This is a genomic window from Kitasatospora sp. NPDC096204 (assembly GCF_044763205.1).
Lineage (GTDB): Bacteria > Actinomycetota > Actinomycetes > Streptomycetales > Streptomycetaceae > Kitasatospora.
The window spans coordinates 61,327-77,760 of sequence record NZ_JBIWFT010000004.1 but is presented as its reverse complement, the minus strand read 5'-3'; the positions used below and the strand labels follow the sequence as shown (position 1 = coordinate 77,760).

The window sequence follows — 16,434 nt, the reverse complement described above, 5'->3', positions numbered from 1 at the left end:
CGGGGAGGGCGCCGGTGCCGCGTGGCTGGTCGCGCCTACAGCGCGTCGTGGAAGGTGCGGCCGATCACGTCGAGTTGCTGCTCGCGGGTGAGCCGGACGAAGTTGACCGCGTAGCCGCTGACCCGGATGGTGAGCTGCGGGTAGTTCTCCGGGTGGGCCATGGCGTCCAGCAGGGTGTCCCGGTCGAGGACGTTGACGTTCATGTGGAAGCCGTGGCACGTGGTGTAGCCGTCCAGCACACCGACCAGGTTGCCGACCCGCTCCTCGGGGGTGCGGCCGAGCGCGTCCGGGGTGACGGTGTTGGTGAGCGAGATGCCGTCCTCGGCGTGCGCGTAGGGGAGCTTCGCGACCGACAGCGCGCTGGCCACGTAGCCGTGGGCGTCGCGCCCGTTCATCGGGTTGGCGCCCGGGGAGAACGGCTCGCCGGCCCGCCGGCCGTCCGGGGTGTTGCCGGTCTTCTTGCCGTAGACGACGTTCGAGGTGATGGTCAGGACGGACTGGGTGTGTTCGGCGCCCCGGTAGGCGGGGTGCTTGCGCACCTTCGCCATGAAGTCCTCGACCAGCCGGACCGCGATCCCGTCCGCCCGGTCGTCGTTGTTGCCGTAGGCCGGGTAGTCACCGTCGACCAGGTAGTCGGTGACCAGTCCCGTCTCGTCGCGTACGGGCCGGACCTTGGCGTACCTGATCGCGGACAGCGAGTCGGCGGCCACCGCGAGCCCGGCGATGCCGCAGGCCATGGTGCGCCGGACGGCCCGGTCGTGCAGCGCCATCTCGATCCGCTCGTAGGCGTACCTGTCGTGCATGTAGTGGATGACGTTCAGCGCGTGGACGTACGTCTCGGCGAGCCACTCCAACTGCTGGTCGAAGCGGGCCAGCACCTCGTCGTAGTCGAGCACCACACCGCCCACCGGGGTGGTCGGGGGGCCGACCTGGGCACCGGACAGTTCGTCCCGACCGCCGTTGATCGCGTAGAGGAGGGTCTTGGCGAGGTTGACCCGGGCGCCGAAGAACTGCATCTGCTTGCCGACCTCCATGGCGGAGACGCAGCAGGCGATGGCGGTGTCGTCGCCGAAGCGGGGGCGCATCAGCTCGTCGGACTCGTACTGGACCGAGGAGGTTTCGATGGATACGCGTGCGCAGAACTCCTTGAAGCCCTGCGGGAGTTCCGGCGACCAGAAGACCGTCATGTTGGGCTCGGGCGCCGGGCCCAGGTTGTAGAGGGTCTGCAGGTAGCGGAACGACGTCCGGGTGACCAGGGTCCGCCCGTCCGCGCCCATGCCGCCGATCGACTCGGTGACCCAGGTCGGGTCCCCGGAGAACAGCTCGTCGTACTCGGGGGTGCGGAGGAAGCGGACGATCCGCAGCTTGATGACGAAGTCGTCGACGAGCTCCTGGGCCTGGCGTTCCGTCAGGATCCCCTCGTCCAGGTCACGCTGGAGGTAGACGTCGAGGAAGGTCGAGGTGCGGCCGAGCGACATGGCCGCGCCGTTCTGCTCCTTGATCGCCGCCAGGTAGCCGAAGTAGAGCCACTGGATCGCCTCGCGCGCCGTCGCGGCCGGGCCGGAGAGGTCGTGGCCGTACGCCGACGCCATCTCCTTCAGCTCGCCCAACGCGCGGATCTGCTCGGCGAGTTCCTCGCGCTCGCGGATGGTCTCCTCCAGCCGCGCCGGATCGGTCGGCGGCGCGTCCAGGCCGGCCTTCTCGGCGCGCTTGGCCTCGACCAGCCGGTCCACGCCGTACAGCGCGACGCGCCGGTAGTCGCCGATGATCCGGCCGCGGCCGTAGGCGTCCGGGAGGCCGGTGATCACGCCGGCCCTGCGGGCGGCGAGGATCTCGGGGGTGTACGCGTCGAACACGCCGTCGTTGTGGGTCTTGCGGTACCGGGTGAAGATCTTCTCGAGCTCCGGGTCGACCGGGTAGCCGTAGGTGCTCAGCGCACCGGCGACCATCCGCCAGCCGCCGGCGGGCATGATCGCGCGCCTGAGCGGGGCGTCGGTCTGCAGGCCGACGATCAACTCCCGGTCCCGGTCGATGTACCCGGGTGCGTGCGCGGTGATGCCGGACGGGATGTCGTACGCCACGTCGTACACGCCCCTGGCACGCTCCGCCGGGAAGAGATCGGTGATCCGCCGCCACACCGCGGTGGTCCGCTCGGTGGGGCCGGTCAGGAAGGCCGCGTCGCCCTCGTAGGGGGTGTAGTTGCGCTGGATGAAGTCGCGGACGTCGATCGCGGCCCGCCAGGGCCCGTCCTCGAAGCCGTGCCAGGCGTCGCGCGTCCGCGGCTCCGACTGCTGGATGGTCATGTCCTCGCTCCCGTCTCTGTCTGCCCGCCGCCCTGCTGGTCCGGCGAGGGCCCCGGTCCTGGTCCTGAAGATCCCGCGGGACCGGGGCCGTCGGTACTCAGTCGCCGTAGTAGGCCTGGCGCATCAGCTGCTGCATGTCGGCGATCATCGGCATCCGGGGGTTGGCCGGGGCGCACTGGTCCTCGTAGGCGTTCATGGCCTGCCGGGGCAGTGCGGCGAGGAACGCCGCCTCGTCCACGCCCGCCGCCTTGAAGGAGCGCGGGATGCCGACCCGGTCCCGCAGCTCCTCCACCGCCGCGGCGAGGGACTCGACGCCCTGCTCGGGCGTCGCGGCCGGGAGACCGAGCATCCGGGCGATCGCCTGGTAGCGTTCCGGCGCCGTGTAGCTCCGGTACTTCGGCCAGCCGGTCACCTTGGCCGGCGCGGAGCCGTTCCAGCGGATCACGTGCGGCAGCAGCACGGCGTTGGTGCGGCCGTGGGCGACGTGGAAGGTCGCACCGAGCGTGTGGGCCATGGCGTGCACGGCGCCGAGGAAGGCGGAGCCGAAGGCCATTCCGGCGATCGTGCCGGCGTTGTGCATCCTCTCGCGGGCCTCCGGGTCGTCCGGGCCGTTCAGCACGGCCCGCTCCAGGTGCTCGAAGATCAGCTTGACGCCCTGCAGGGCGAGCCCGTCGGTGAAGTCGTTGGCGTAGACGGAGACGTACGTCTCGATGCAGTGGGTGAGGGCGTCGAAGCCGGTGTCGGCGGTGACGTCCTGCGGCAGGCCGGTCGTCAGGGCCGGGTCGACGATGGCGACGCTCGGGGTGAGGGCGTAGTCCGCGAGCGGGTACTTCTGGCCGGTGGCGGTGTCGGTGATGACGGCGAAGGGGGTGACCTCGCTGCCGGTGCCCGAGGTGGTCGGGATGCAGACCAGCTTGGCCTTCTCGCCCAGGTCGGGGAAGGTGAAGGCGCGCTTGCGGATGTCGAAGAACTTCTCCTTCAGGTCCGCGAACTCCACCTCGGGGTGCTCGTACATCAGCCACATCACCTTGGCCGCGTCCATCGGCGAGCCGCCGCCCAGGGCGATGATGGTGTCCGGTTCGAACTCCCGCATCAGCGCCGCGCCCCGGCGGACGGTGTCGATGCTCGGATTCGGCTCGACCGAGTCGACGACCCGCACCTCGACCGGGTCGCGACGCCGGTCGAGGACGCCCCGGATCCGCTCCAGGTGGCCGATCTCCACCATCGTCCGGTCGGTGACCACGACGATCCGGTGCGCGTTCGGCATGCTCGCCAGGTACTTGATCGAGTCGCGCTCGAAGTAGATCTTCGGCGGGACCTTGAACCACTGCATGTTGGTGTTGCGCCGCCCGATCCGCTTGATGTTGACGAGGTTCAGCGCCGACACGTTCCCGGACACCGAGTTGTGCCCGTAACTGCCGCAGCCCAGGGTCAACGAGGGGGTGAAGGCGTTGTAGACGTCGCCGATGCCGCCCTGCGAGCTCGGCGCGTTCCAGATGATCCGGCAGGCCTTGACCGCGTGCCCGAACTCCTCGACGAACGCCCCGTCCTCGGTGTGCACCGCGGCCGAATGCCCGAGGCCGTCGAACTCCACCATCGCGGAGGCCAGTTCGACTCCGTGGGTACGGCCGTCGGCGGTCAGGACGGCGAGCACCGGGCAGAGCTTCTCCCGGGTCAGCGGCTCCTCGGGCCCGACCCGCTCGCAGTCCACCAGGATCACCGAGGTTTCGGCCGGCACCTCGAACCCCGCCGCCTCGGCGACCTGCGCGGCCGAGCGGCCCACCACCTCGGCGTTCAGCCGACCGCCCGCGCAGGCCGTGCCCTCGCCGGCCCCGAACAGGTGGCGCTCCAGCAGCGCCTTCTCCTCCGCGCTCGCGTGGTGGGCCTTCAGCTTCCGGAACTCGGCGAGCGCCGCGTCGCGGATCTCCCGGTCGAGGATCACCGCCTGCTCGGAGGCGCAGATCATCCCGTTGTCGAACGACTTCGACAGCACGATGTCGTTCACCGCCCGCCGCAGGTCGGCACTGCGCTCGACGTACGCCGGGACGTTGCCCGCGCCCACACCGAGCGCCGGCTTGCCGCAGGAGTACGCGGCGCGGACCATCCCGTTGCCACCGGTGGCCAGGATCGTCGCCACGTCGGGGTGGTTCATCAGCGCGCCGGTGGCCGTCATCGACGGTTCCTCGATCCACTGGATGCAGTGGGCGGGGGCTCCGGCCGCCACCGCCGCGTCCCGTACGGTCCGGGCGGCCTCGGCGGAGCAGCGCTGGGCCGACGGGTGGAAGGCGAAGACGATCGGGTTGCGGGTCTTCAGGGCCAGCAGGCACTTGAAGATCGTGGTCGACGTCGGGTTGGTCACCGGGGTGACGCCCGCGACCACCCCGACCGGCTCGGCGATCTCCACGATGCCGTCGAGGTCGTCCCGGTGCACGACTCCGACCGTCTTCGTCCGGGCCATCACGTGGGTGACGTTCTCGCAGGCGAAGACGTTCTTCACGGCCTTGTCCTCGAAGACGCCGCGCCCGGTCTCCTCCACCGCCAGCACCGCCAGCGAGGTGTGCCGCTCCAGCGCGGCCAGGGAGGCCTTCCTGACGATGTGGTCGACCTGTTCCTGGGTGAAGTCGGCGTACTCCCGGAGGGACGCCAGCGCGGAGGAGACCAGTCGGTCGACGGTGGTGTCCGCCGTCGACAGCGGAGCCCGGTCCGGGGCCGGAGCGGGGGTTTCCTTCGTCTCGGTCTGCGACCGACGGGACATGGGCTGGACCACCTTTCGGTTTCGTCGTCCGTGGGGGCCGGCGACCGCGGGTGCCGGTCGGTCCGGTCGGGCTGTCCACCCACAGCCTCCCCCGCCGGTACCGCCGGCCGCCCCGGTCCTTGGGGGTAGTCCTGGGGGCCGAAGGTCCCTGCGCGTGCCGGGTCGTCGCGCGGTGGCGGTACGCCAACGGCCGTGGCGCGGACCACTGTCGGTCCGCGCCACGGCCGTGGGGTGAGCCGGTCTCAGTCGTGCGGCACGACCGCGACCGGGCCGTGCGCGTGGTGGAGGACGGCATGGGTGACGGAGCCCAGCCAGGGCGCGGCCGGGTGGAGCCTGGGCCGGCGGCGCCCCACCACCGTCAGGCAGGCGGTCCGGGAGGCCTCCACCAGCGCCCGTCCGGCCGTCCAGGCGGTGAGCTCGGCCTGGACCCGGACCTCCGGGTGCTTCTCCCGCCAGGGGGCCAGCGCGTCCTGGAGCCTCGTCAGCTCCGCGGCCTCCAGGGCCTCCCTGACCTCCGGCTGGTAGACGACGCCCTCGGCCGAGTACGGCCCGGCGGGCACCTTCCGGCTCTCCAGCACGCGCAGCGTCGCGCCCCGTGCCGCCGCCTGTTCGAAGGCGAAGGCGATGAGGTCCGGGCAGGCCTGGTCGCTGTCCAGCCCGAGCACCACGTCACCGGAGCCCTCGCCCTCGCCTTCGGCCCCGGCGCGGAGCACCACGACGGGGCAGTTCGCGTGGCCCGCCACCCGCAGCGAGACCGAGCCGACCAGCAGCCCGGTGAACCCTCCCAGGCCGCGCGAGCCGAGCACCAGCAGGCCGTCGTGCCCCGCGGCGGCGGCGAGCGCGTACGCCGGGTTCCCCGGCACCTGGTCGCAGGTCAGTTCCAGCCCGGGCAGCACGCTCGCGATGTGGTCCCGGGTGGCGAGCACCGACGGCGGCAGCGGCTCGCCACCGGTGTCGGGCTCCCCGGGGGCCGGCGAGCCCGTACCCCCGACGTGGAGCAGCCGCAGCGGCCGGCCGCTGCGGTGCGCCTCCCGGGCGGCCCACTCGGCGGCGGCCGTGCTCGGTTCCGATCCGTCGACTCCGACCACTACGGCGTACGGCATGATGGCGGGCCTTCCTCGTTGGACGGTCGCGGCGGGGTGCCGGCGACCCGGTGTGCGATCCACGATCACGGTTGCCGCGGGCCGCTCCCAGGGGCCGAGTAGCCCCTGGGAGGGCCCGAAGGTCCCGGTCATGGCCCCGGGGACGGCGTCAGGCCTCCGGGGCGGCGTCGGCCCTCCGAGACGGCGTCAGGCCTCCGGGACGACGGCGACCGGGCAGAGCGAGTGGTGCAGGACGGCATGGCCGATCGGGCCGAGCGCGCCGACCAGGAGGGGGCGCCGCCTGCCCAGCACCAGCAGACGGGCCTTGGCCGACGCCTCCACCAGCGCCGGGCCGGCTCCCGCGCCCGTGCCGTCCGCGACGGCCTCCACGCCGGGCCGGGCGGCCCGCCACGGCGCGAGGACGCGGGCGAGGAGTTCGTCCTCGCCGTCCGGTACCCCGGCGGCCGGGGCGTGCACGACCCGCAGCGGCAGTCCGTGCCGGTCCGCGGCGGCGAAGGCGAACTCCAGGGCGGCCTCGGCGGGGCGGCGGGCGTCCAGACCCAGTACGATCCGCTCCCGCGGGTCCTGGCCGGGCGGCTCCACCGGCAGGACCACGGTCGGGCAGCCGGCCCGGGCGGCCAGGTGGAGGGCGGTGGAGCCGACCCGCAGTCCCGGGAAGCCGCCGGCACCACGGGCGCCGACCACGAGCAGTTCGGCGTCCTCCGCCGCGGCCGACAGCGCCGCGGGGGCGACGTCGTGGACCTCGTCGGCGCGGGTCTCCAGCCGGGGGTACCGCACCGCCAGGACGCGGCAGACCTCGTGCAGCGGGTCGCCGACGCCGGTCCGCCGCCCGGCGGACCGGCCGGGCGACGGGTCGGACGACGGGTCGGACGTCAGGGGCAGGGCGTGCAGGACGCGCAGCGCGCGGCCGAGCGACAGCGCCTCGCGGGCGGCCCAGTCGGCGGCGGCCAGGCTGGGTTCGGAGCCGTCGACTCCGACGGCGACGGGAAGGTCCACGGTGCTGGTCTCCTGACGGTCGGCCCCCCTGGTGGTGAGTCAGCCCTACCAGGTCCAGTCGGTGATCTCGGGCAGGTCGGTGCCGTGCTCGCGGATCCAGTCGTGGTGGAGGGTGCGCCGGTCGGCCATCTCCTGGCGCAGGGCGGCGGCCCGGACGGCGAGGCCGGGGACACGGTCGATGACGTCCATGACGAGCCGGTAGCGGTCGAGGTCGTTGCGGACCACCATGTCGAAGGGCGTCGTGGTGGTGCCCGACTCCTTGTACCCGCGCACGTGCAGGTGGGGGTGGACGGCGCGCCGGTAGGCGAGGCGGTGGATCAGCCACGGGTAGCCGTGGTAGGCGAAGATCACCGGCCGGTCGCGGGTGAACAGGGCGTCGAACTCGGCGTCGGGCATGCCGTGCGGGTGCTCCTCGGCGGGCATCAGCCGGGCCAGGTCGACCACGTTGACCACGCGGACGGCCAGGTCGGGCAGCCCGTCGCGGAGCAGCCGGGCGGCCGCGAGGACCTCCTGGGTGGGGACGTCGCCGGCGCAGGCGAGCACGACGTCCGGTTCCCGGGTGCCGTCCTCGGTGCCTGCCCACTCCCAGATCCCGGCGCCCCGGGCGCAGTGGGCGCGGGCCTGGTCGAGGGTGAGCCAGTCGTAGCAGGGCTGCTTGCCGGCGACCACGACGTTGACGTGGTCGCGGCTGCGCAGGACGTGGTCGGCGGTGGCGAGCAGGGTGTTGGCGTCCGGCGGGAAGTAGACCCGGACGACTTCGGGGCTCTTGTTGAGGACGTGGTCGACGAAGCCGGGGTCCTGGTGGGAGAAGCCGTTGTGGTCCTGGCGCCAGACGTGCGAGGTGAGCAGGTAGTTGAGCGAGGCGATCGGCGCGCGCCAGGGCAGCTCCCGGGTGGTGCGCAGCCACTTGATGTGCTGGTTGACCATGGAGTCGACGATGTGGACGAAGGCCTCGTAGCAGGAGAACAGGCCGTGCCGGCCGGTGAGGAGGTAGCCCTCCAGCCAGCCCTGGCAGGTGTGTTCGGAGAGGATCTCCAGCACGCGGCCGTCGCGGGCGAGGTGTTCGTCGACGGGCAGGGTCTCGGCCTGCCAGGCCTTGCCGGTGACCGCGTAGACGGCCTGGAGCCGGTTGGAGGCGGTCTCGTCGGGGCCGACCAGGCGGAAGTCCCGGCGCTCGGCGGTGTCGGCCATCACCTGTTCGAGCAGGTCGCCGAGCACCCGGGTGGGTTCGTGCAGCGTGCTGCCGGGCTTGTCGACGGGTACGGCGAAGCGCTCCAGCGCCGGGATCGGCAGGTCGCGCAGCAGCAGGCCGCCGTTGGCGTGCGGGTTCGCCCCGAGGCGGCGGTCGCCGTCGGGGAGGCAGGCCAGCACCTCCGCCGCGGGCCGGCCGTGCTCGTCGAAGAGCTCCTCGGGCCGGTAGGAGCGCAGCCACTGCTCCAGCTGGGCGAGGTGGGCGGGGTTGTCCCGCACCTGGTCCAGCGGCACCTGGTGGGCGCGCCAGGTGCCCTCCACCGGAACGCCGTCGACCTCCGCGGGGCCGGTCCAGCCCTTGGGGGTGCGCAGCACGATGAGCGGCCACCGCGGACGCCCGGTGCCGCCCGTGCGGGCCTCGTGCTGGAGGGCGGCGATCCGGTCCAGGGCGGAGTCCATGGCCTCGGCCATGGCCCGGTGGACGGTCAGGGGGTCGTCTCCGCCGACGTACAGCGGGAGGTGGCCGTACCCGCGCAGGAGCGCGTCGAGTTCCTCCTCGGGCAGCCGGGCGAGCACGGTCGGGTTGGCGATCTTGTAGCCGTTGAGGTGCAGGATCGGCAGCACGGCGCCGTCGTGGACGGGGTCGAGGAACTTGTTGCCGTGCCAGGAGGCCGCCAGCGGCCCGGTCTCGGCCTCGCCGTCGCCGATCACGCAGGCGACCAGCAGACCGGGGTTGTCGAAGGCGGCGCCGTACGCGTGCGAGAGCGCGTAGCCGAGTTCGCCGCCCTCGTGGATGGAGCCCGGTGTCTCGGGCGCGACGTGGCTGGGCACGCCTCCGGGGAAGGAGAACTGCCGGAACAGCCGGGCCATGCCGGCCTCGTCGCGGGTGACGCTCGGGTAGGTCTGGCTGTAGGTCCCGTCGAGCCAGGAGTTCGCGAGGACGGCGGGCCCGCCGTGCCCGGGGCCCCAGACGCAGATCGCGTCCAGGCCGCGTGCCCTGACCACCCGGTTGAGGTGGGTGTGCACCAGGTTGAGGCCGGGCGAGGTGCCCCAGTGGCCGAGCAGACGGGGCTTGATGTGCTCCGGGCGCAGCGGCTCGCGCAGCAGGGGGTTGGCCATCAGGTAGATCTGTCCCGCCGACAGGTAGTCGGCGGCCCGCCAGTGGGCGTCGAGCGCGCGGATCTCCTCGTCGGAGGGTCCACCGTGAGCCGTGCTGGGGTCGACGGGCATGGGTGCGCACTCCTCGGGTCTGTCGGCTCTCCGGCCGCCGGCGGCCGGCCGCTCCCATCGTCGCCCCTCGGCCGGAGCCTGCTCAGGGCCCAACAGGCCACATTCCACCGGACGCCGGGGGCCGGTGGTCCCTGCCGTCCGGGTTTTCATCCGGACGGCCCCGTGTCCATCCGGGCGGCCCCGTGTCCATCCGGGCGGCCCGCGCCGCGCGCACCCGTCTGTTCCGCCGGGAGGGCGCGGTCCGGTCAGGGAGTCTGGACCGGGGCGCCCAGCCGGTAGTCGTGGGCGGAGAACGCGGCGGCGACGGCGAAGCGGTCCGCGCGGACGAGCGTCTGCCGCCACTCGACGGCACGCCCGTCGGCGTCGCGGCCGAGCCGGTCGATCGCGAGCAGCGCGGTGGTCTCGGGGCAGTCGAGCAGGATGCGCTCCCCCCGGCCGGGGACCACGGCGCGGATGCGTTCCCAGCCGCCGCGGATGCGGGTGCCGCAGTGGCGTTCGAGCTCGTCGTAGAGCGCGGTGTGGGTGAAGTCGACGTCCAGCAGCGGGTCGGCGAGGTCGGCGGGGAGCCAGATCCGGTCGACGGCCAGGGGTTCCTCGTCCGCCAGGCGGACGCGTTCGAGGTAGACGAGCGGCGTGGACTCCTCGAGTCCCAGTCGGGCGGCGATGACGCCGTCGGCGCGCCGGTCGAGCGCGCGCACGACGCTGCGCTGGACGGCGCCGACCTCCTCGACGGAGCGGAAGAGGCTGTACGCCTCACCGATGTCCTGCTCCAGGGGGCGGCTCGCGGTGAACCGCGAGGCCTTGCCGCGCTGGGCGGTGACGAGGCCCTCCTCCCGGAGCTTGCGCAGGGCCTCGCGGACCGTGTGCCGGCTGACCTGGTACTCGGCGACGAGGTCGTGCTCGCCGGGGAAGACGTCGCGGAACTCGCCCTCGTCGAGCCGGCGCAGCAGGTCGGCGCGCAGCTGCGCCCAGAGCGGGTTGCCCGGGGCTCGCGCGAGGGTCCTGGGGCCGGGCTCGGTGGTCACGGCGCCTTCCTGGGGATCAGGGGTCGGGTGGGTGGTGCGGGACACGAGGTGAATGTTCGTACCTCCGGGGGGATAGCACAAAATCGACGGCCGCCGGTCCCGGCGGGCATCGATCGGGCGGCGGCGGGGCGCGACGGGCGGCGACCGCCGCCCGGGCGGGGGTGCCCCGGGCAGCGGTCGCGCGGGCCGCGGTCGCCGTGCGGCGGCCGTCAGGCGAAGGCGCCGACCAGCATGAACGCCGCCACCGCGAGCAGGACGACGGCGAAGGCCCGCTGCAGCGCGGCCCCGGAGAGCTTCGCCGCCAGTCGCTTGCCGTCCCAGGCGCCGAGGACGGCCGCGCCCACGAACGGTCCGAAGATCGCCGGATCGATGGACACGCCCGAGACCGTCAGCCGGGTGGCGAGGGAGACGACCGAGTTGACGAGGACGACCACCAGGCTGGTGCCGACGGCCTTGCGCATCGGCAGCCGGAGCACGGACACCAGCGCGGGCACCGCGAGGAAGCCGCCGCCGACCCCCAGCAGTCCGGTCACCGCTCCGAGGCCGGCTCCGGCCGCGACCGTACCCGCGTACCCCTCCCGGCCGGCCGGCTTCGCGGCCGGACCGTCCGTGGCGCCGCCCTCCGTTGCACCGCCCTCCGTCACGCCGCCCTCGGTCGCGCCGCCCTCCGCGGCCGGCGTCCGCCCCGCGGTCCGGGTGCCGCGCAGCATCGCCGCGGCGGCCAGCGCCGCCAGAACGGCGAACGCGGCGGTCAGGACCGGCTGAGGGATGCGGTGGGCGAGCAGGGAGGCCCCGATGGCGGGGAGCACGCCGGCCGTGGCGAACAGCGCGCCGGTGCGCCACCTGATGTTGCCGGTGCCGGCGTGGCGGACGAGCGCGGTGACGGTGGTGGCGGTGACGATGACCAGGCTGGTGGTCCCGGCCTCGGCGGGCGGCAGGCCCAGCAGGTACACCAGGGCCGGGACCGCGAGCACTCCCCCGCCACCGCCCAGCGCGCCGAGCGCCACGCCGACCACGGCTCCGCAGAGCAGAGCGGTGATCAGGACGCTCACGCCGTGACGCCGTCCGAGGCCTGGTCGGCGGGGTGGAGGACCTCGCCGTGCCAGGCGGCGAAGCCGCCGCGCAGGTCGGTGGCCTCGAAGCCGCGGGCGCGCAGCACGGACGCGGCCACCGAGGAGCGGTTGCCGCCGGCGCAGACCACGGTCAGCGGCTGTTCGGTCGGCAACTCGCCGAGGCGGGCGATCAGTTCGGGAAGCGGAAGGAGCCGGGCGCCGGGGATGGTGCCCTTCTCCCGTATCTCGCCGGGGCCGCGCACGTCCAGCAGTTCGACGTCGTCCGCGCCCCCGGTGAGCCGGTCGGCGAGCTCGTCGGCGTCCACCCGCACGACCTCGGTCAGGTGCGCGGCGCCGACGGCGTCCACCGGCGCGGCCAGGGCGCCCAGGACACGGTCGAAGCCGATCCGGGCCAGCCGGTTCCGGGCCTCGAGGGCGGTGTCCGCGTCGCCGCACAGGATGACGGCCTCCTGGGCGTCCAGCACCTGGCCGGCGAGTTCGGCGAAGCGGCCGCCGAGGGGGATGTTGACCGCGCCGTGCAGGTGGGCGGCGGCGAACGCCTCCGGGTCCCGGGTGTCGAGCACGGTGGCGCCGCCGGCCCGGGCCCGGAGGAACTCCTCCGGGGTGAGCGACGGGACGGGGGTGTCCTCGTCCAGGACCGGGCGCGCCTGGCGGTTGCGCACCGAGGTGAAGGCGAAGTAGGCGGGCGCGGCGGGCTGGCCGTCGGTCACCACGGCGACGAACTCGTCCTCGGTCATGTCGGCCAGGGCGTAGTTGCCGCCGCGCTGGTTGCCGATCGTGCAACTCAGCTCGGTGGAGAGGTTCTTGCCGCAGGCCGAGCCGGCTCCGTGCGCCGGGTAGACGCGCGTGTCGTCGGGGAGGGTCAGCAGGGCGCGGGTGGAGCGGTACAGCAGGCGGGCCATCTCCTCGGCGGAGCGGCCGCGCGAGCTGAGCAGGTCGGGGCGGCCGACGTCGCCGATGAACAGGGTGTCGCCGGTGAGCACGCCGAACGGGACGGCGTCACCGGTCTGTTCGCGCACGACGACGCAGATCGACTCCGGGGTGTGGCCCGGGGTGTGCAGGATCTCCAGGTCGACGGCGCCGAGGCTGAGGTGCTCGCCGTCGCCCAGCGGGTCGGTGTCGAAGTCGAGCGCGGCGGCGGAGCCGTAGGAGATGCGCGCGCCGGTGCGCTCGGCCAGCTCCAGGTGGCCGGAGAGGAAGTCCGCGTGGATGTGGGTCTCGATGACCCGCTCGATGGTCAGGCCGTGCTGTTCGGCGGTGGTCAGGTAGTCGTGGACGTCGCGCTGGGGGTCGACCACGACGGCCCGGCCGGTGGTGCGGTCGCCGACGAGGTACGAGGCGTGGGAGAGGCAGTCCAGGTAGAACTGCACGAAGACCAGGGGTCCGGCGGGCTTCGTCATCTCAAGCTCCTGAGGGTGGGCGGTGGTTGGGCCCCGCGGCCGTACGGGCGGGGCATGGGGTGGGGTGTCGCGGCGGTGCGACGATCCGGGCGGCGAAGGGCCCGGCGGCGGGCCGTGCGGGGGCCGGAGTCCCGGAATCCGGGGAGTCCGGGGTGTCCGGGGTGTCCGGGGAGTCCGGGGTGCGCCCCGTACCGGTCAGGCGAGCCCGCGGAGCATGAGGTTCCAGTAGAGGAACGGCAGGCCGCGCCGCTTGAGGTACCACATGTCGGTGCGCTCGCGGATGGTGTCGATCACCGGGATCGACGGGGTGGGCCGACCGCTGTAGTCGAACTCGGCGAGCAGCATCTTGTTGCGGGCGGTGGTCAGCGGGCAGGAGGAGTAGCCGTCGTAGGAGGCCTTGGGCTCCCGGCCGTTGAGGGCGGCGAGGAGGTTCTCGACGAGCACGGGCGCCTGCTTGCGCACCGCGGCGCCGGTCTTGGAGTTCGGGGACGAGCCGGCGTCGCCGAGCGCCCACACGTTGGGGTACCGGACGTGCCGCATCGTGTGCTTGTCGATCTCGACGTAGCCGGCCGGGTCGTCGGCCCCGGCGAGCGGGCTGCGCTTGACCCAGTCCGGGGCGCTCTGCGGCGGCACCACGTGGGCGACGTCGTACGGCAGGGTCGTCGTACCCCCGGTCCCCAGGTCGGTGACGACCACCTCGCGGGCGTCCGGGCGGACCTCGCTGACCTCGCTCCCGTAGTGGACCTTGATGCCGTACCGGCGCACCACGCCGTCGAGCACACGGGCGAACTCGGGGACGCCGAAGATGGCGGCACCGGGGATCACCAGGTGGACGTCGATCTTGCCGAGCACGCCCTGCTGGCGCCAGTAGTCGGCGGCCAGGTAGGCGATCTTCTGCGGGGCACCGCCGCACTTGACGGCGCCGGTCGGCATGCTGAACACCGCGCTGCCGGAGCGGGTCTCGCGGATGAAGCGCCAGGTCGCGGGGGCGTACTGGGGCAGGTAGTTGCTGGACAGGCCGTCCTTGCCGAGCCCGGCTTCCAGGCCGGGCACCCGGTCCCAGTCCAGCTGGATGCCGGGGCAGACCACGAGGTGGTCGTAGGAGACGGTGCCGCCGTCGTCCAGCGCCACCTCCCGGGCCTCGGGGTCGACGGCGACGGCCGCGCGGCGTATCCACTCCACGCCCTTCGGCATGACGGACGCCTGCGACCGGATGCTCTCCGACAGCGGCGCCCGGCCGCCGCCGACCAAGGTCCAGAGCGGCTGGTAGTAGTGACGGTCGCTCGGATCGAGCACCGCGACGTCCCGCTCACCCGCGCGGCGGAGCCTGGCCGCGACGGTGATCCCCGCGGTCCCGCCGCCGATGATCACGATCCGGTGATGCCTGGTTATCAAGGGGTCCCTCCCTCACGAAATGTACGGACATTAAAGTAGAGAGGACCGCCACGGACCGCAAGATATTGTCCGTACATTTGCCTCCGAGGCAGGACGGGCGGCGACGGCCACCCGGCTGCGGCGCGACGCGGCGCGCAGTGGCGCGGATCACAGCGTGCCGAGCGCGGGCCGAGAAATGCGGAGGCCACCGAGGTGGTTGGTACGGGCAACCGTTTCCGTCCCGGCGCACGCCGTCGACATCGCCGCCGACACCGCCACCGCGACCTCGAGGAATCCCATGACCGTCACCGAGACCGCCGCCGACCGCGCGGCCGGGATCCTGTCCCGACCCGTCACGATCAACGGGCTGACCGTGCCCAACCGCATCGCGATGGCGCCGATGACACGCAAGTTCTCCCCGGGCGGCGTACCCGGCGAGGACGTGCGCTCGTACTACGCCCGCCGCGCCGCCGCCGGCGTCGGCCTGATCGTCACCGAGGGCACGTACGTCGGCCACGAGTCCGCCGGCCAGAGCGACGACATCCCGCGCTTCCACGGCGAGGAGCAGCTGGCCGGGTGGGCCCGCGTCGCCGAGGACGTCCACGCGGCGGGCGGCACCATCGTGCCGCAGCTCTGGCACATCGGGATGGTCCGCAAGCAGGGCGACCCGCCGTTCGCCGACGCCCCCGCCGTCGGCCCGTCCGGCATCCGGCTGGACGGCACCGAGGGGACGGGGCGGGCGATGACCCGGGCCGACCTGGACGCCGTCATCGGCGCGTTCGCCGAGGCCGCCGCGGCCGCCGAGCGGATCGGCTTCGACGGCGTCGAACTGCACGGCGCCCACGGCTACCTGCTCGACCAGTTCCTGTGGGCGGGCACCAACCGCCGCACCGACGCCTACGGCGGCGACCCGGTCGCCCGGACGAAGTTCACCGCCGAGCTCGTCACCGCGGTGCGCGAGGCCGTCTCCCCGGAGTTCCCGGTGATCTTCCGCTACTCCCAGTGGAAGTCGGACAACTACGACGCCCGCCTCGCCGAGAGCCCCGAGGAGCTGGAGGCGATCCTCACCGCGCTCGCCGAGGCCGGCGTCGACGCCTTCCACGCCTCGACCCGCCGCTACTGGGTCCCCGAGTTCGACGGCTCGGACCTCAACCTGGCCGGCTGGACCAGGAAGCTCACCGGCCGCCCCGCCATCACGGTCGGCTCGGTCGGCCTCGACGGCGACTTCGTCCGCGCGTTCGCGGGCGAGGGCGCGCCGGTCCGGGGCATCGACAACCTGCTCGACCGGCTGGAGCGCGACGAGTTCGACCTGGTCGCCGTCGGCCGCGCCCTCCTCCAGGACCCGCAGTGGGCCGCCAAGGTCCTCTCCGGCCGCTTCGCCGACCTGCGCCCCTACGACGCCGCCTCGCTCCGCACCCTGAGCTGACCACCGCGCCCGAGGGCCCGACCCCACCGCGAACGCAACACGTCGGCGGGGTCGGGCCCTTACGGCCCGGCACCGACAGCCCGCCGCTGACGGCCCGGCCGGAGGGCACCGGCCGGAGGGCACCTATTCCTTTCCCCGTGCCGGACGACCGGTACGTCCACTTCGCGCTCTCCAGCCTCCACACCTCCGCAGCCGACATGGCCGCCGTCCTCGGGCTCGAACCCGACGAAGTCATGATCCGCGGCAGCCGCATCGCCGGACCCAGGCCCATCCCCGCCGCCCACCGGTGGAAGATCGTCTGCCGCGAACCGGGCCTGTGCGTCGACGAGCAGATCGCCCGGGTCCTCGAACGGCTCGCTCCCCACACCCAGGCGATCGCCGCCCTCGCCCCCGACTGACCGACACCCCACCGACGGCGGATCCCCCGCCGAAACCGCCCGCCCCCGGAGGCCCACCGACCGGCGTCCCCGGGCGCGCGTGGCGGGCCCTCCCCACCCGGCGTCGTCCTCGACCTCACCCGCGCCCGCGCCCAGGGCCGGCACCCCACCCACAGCCTCA

At 73.6% G+C, this 16,434-nt stretch carries 12 protein-coding genes; 2 read left to right on the top strand and 10 right to left on the bottom strand.

Features of this window, described 5'->3' with window-relative positions; genetic code table 11:
* Window positions 1–35: 35 nt before the first annotated feature.
* The 10 genes from pflB to ACIQ87_RS05765 all read right to left on the bottom strand — a co-directional run bounded on the left by pflB (window position 36) and on the right by ACIQ87_RS05765 (window position 14,750).
* Complete coding sequence (pflB, locus tag ACIQ87_RS05810) at window positions 36–2,303, bottom strand: formate C-acetyltransferase (protein ID WP_402402068.1); 2,268 nt, start codon at window positions 2,301–2,303, stop codon at window positions 36–38.
* A gap of 97 nt (window positions 2,304–2,400) precedes the next feature.
* A complete protein-coding gene (adhE, locus tag ACIQ87_RS05805; RefSeq protein ID WP_402402065.1) occupies window positions 2,401–5,058 on the bottom strand; it encodes a bifunctional acetaldehyde-CoA/alcohol dehydrogenase in 2,658 nt (885 codons plus the stop codon).
* Window positions 5,059–5,300: 242 nt separating this feature from the next.
* Complete coding sequence (locus tag ACIQ87_RS05800; protein ID WP_402402063.1) at window positions 5,301–6,161, bottom strand: universal stress protein; 861 nt, start codon at window positions 6,159–6,161, stop codon at window positions 5,301–5,303.
* Window positions 6,162–6,347: 186 nt separating this feature from the next.
* Window positions 6,348–7,157, bottom strand: coding sequence for a universal stress protein (locus tag ACIQ87_RS05795; RefSeq protein ID WP_402402060.1), 810 nt, complete (start codon window positions 7,155–7,157; stop codon window positions 6,348–6,350).
* Between the two features lie 45 nt (window positions 7,158–7,202).
* A complete protein-coding gene (locus ACIQ87_RS05790) occupies window positions 7,203–9,578 on the bottom strand; it encodes a phosphoketolase (protein WP_402402057.1) in 2,376 nt (791 codons plus the stop codon).
* A 245-nt stretch (window positions 9,579–9,823) separates the two neighbouring features.
* The gene (locus ACIQ87_RS05785; protein ID WP_402402054.1) at window positions 9,824–10,603 is read right to left on the bottom strand and encodes a GntR family transcriptional regulator; all 780 of its coding nucleotides are present in this window, start codon (window positions 10,601–10,603) and stop codon (window positions 9,824–9,826) included.
* Window positions 10,604–10,812: 209 nt separating this feature from the next.
* Window positions 10,813–11,655, bottom strand: coding sequence for a sulfite exporter TauE/SafE family protein (locus ACIQ87_RS05780; protein WP_402402052.1), 843 nt, complete (start codon window positions 11,653–11,655; stop codon window positions 10,813–10,815).
* Window positions 11,652–13,076, bottom strand: coding sequence for a rhodanese-like domain-containing protein (locus tag ACIQ87_RS05775; RefSeq protein ID WP_402402049.1), 1,425 nt, complete (start codon window positions 13,074–13,076; stop codon window positions 11,652–11,654). Before ACIQ87_RS05775 ends, ACIQ87_RS05780 begins: the two co-directional genes overlap by 4 nt.
* A 195-nt stretch (window positions 13,077–13,271) precedes the next feature.
* On the bottom strand, window positions 13,272–14,471 hold the full coding sequence (locus tag ACIQ87_RS05770; protein WP_402402046.1) for an FAD-dependent oxidoreductase: 1,200 nt from the start codon (window positions 14,469–14,471) through the stop codon (window positions 13,272–13,274).
* Between the two features lie 147 nt (window positions 14,472–14,618).
* The gene (locus ACIQ87_RS05765; RefSeq protein ID WP_402402044.1) at window positions 14,619–14,750 is read right to left on the bottom strand and encodes a hypothetical protein; all 132 of its coding nucleotides are present in this window, start codon (window positions 14,748–14,750) and stop codon (window positions 14,619–14,621) included.
* Here ACIQ87_RS05765 and ACIQ87_RS05760 point away from each other — a divergent pair.
* Window positions 14,749–15,876 (top strand): NADH:flavin oxidoreductase, encoded by a 1,128-nt coding sequence (locus tag ACIQ87_RS05760; RefSeq protein ID WP_402402041.1) that lies wholly within the window; start codon window positions 14,749–14,751, stop codon window positions 15,874–15,876. The two genes, ACIQ87_RS05765 and ACIQ87_RS05760, sit on opposite strands and share 2 nt — an antisense overlap.
* A 137-nt stretch (window positions 15,877–16,013) precedes the next feature.
* Window positions 16,014–16,274: a DUF4279 domain-containing protein gene (locus ACIQ87_RS05755; protein ID WP_402402038.1), complete on the top strand. Its 261-nt coding sequence runs from the start codon at window positions 16,014–16,016 to the stop codon at window positions 16,272–16,274.
* The last annotated feature ends 160 nt before the right edge of the window (window positions 16,275–16,434 follow it).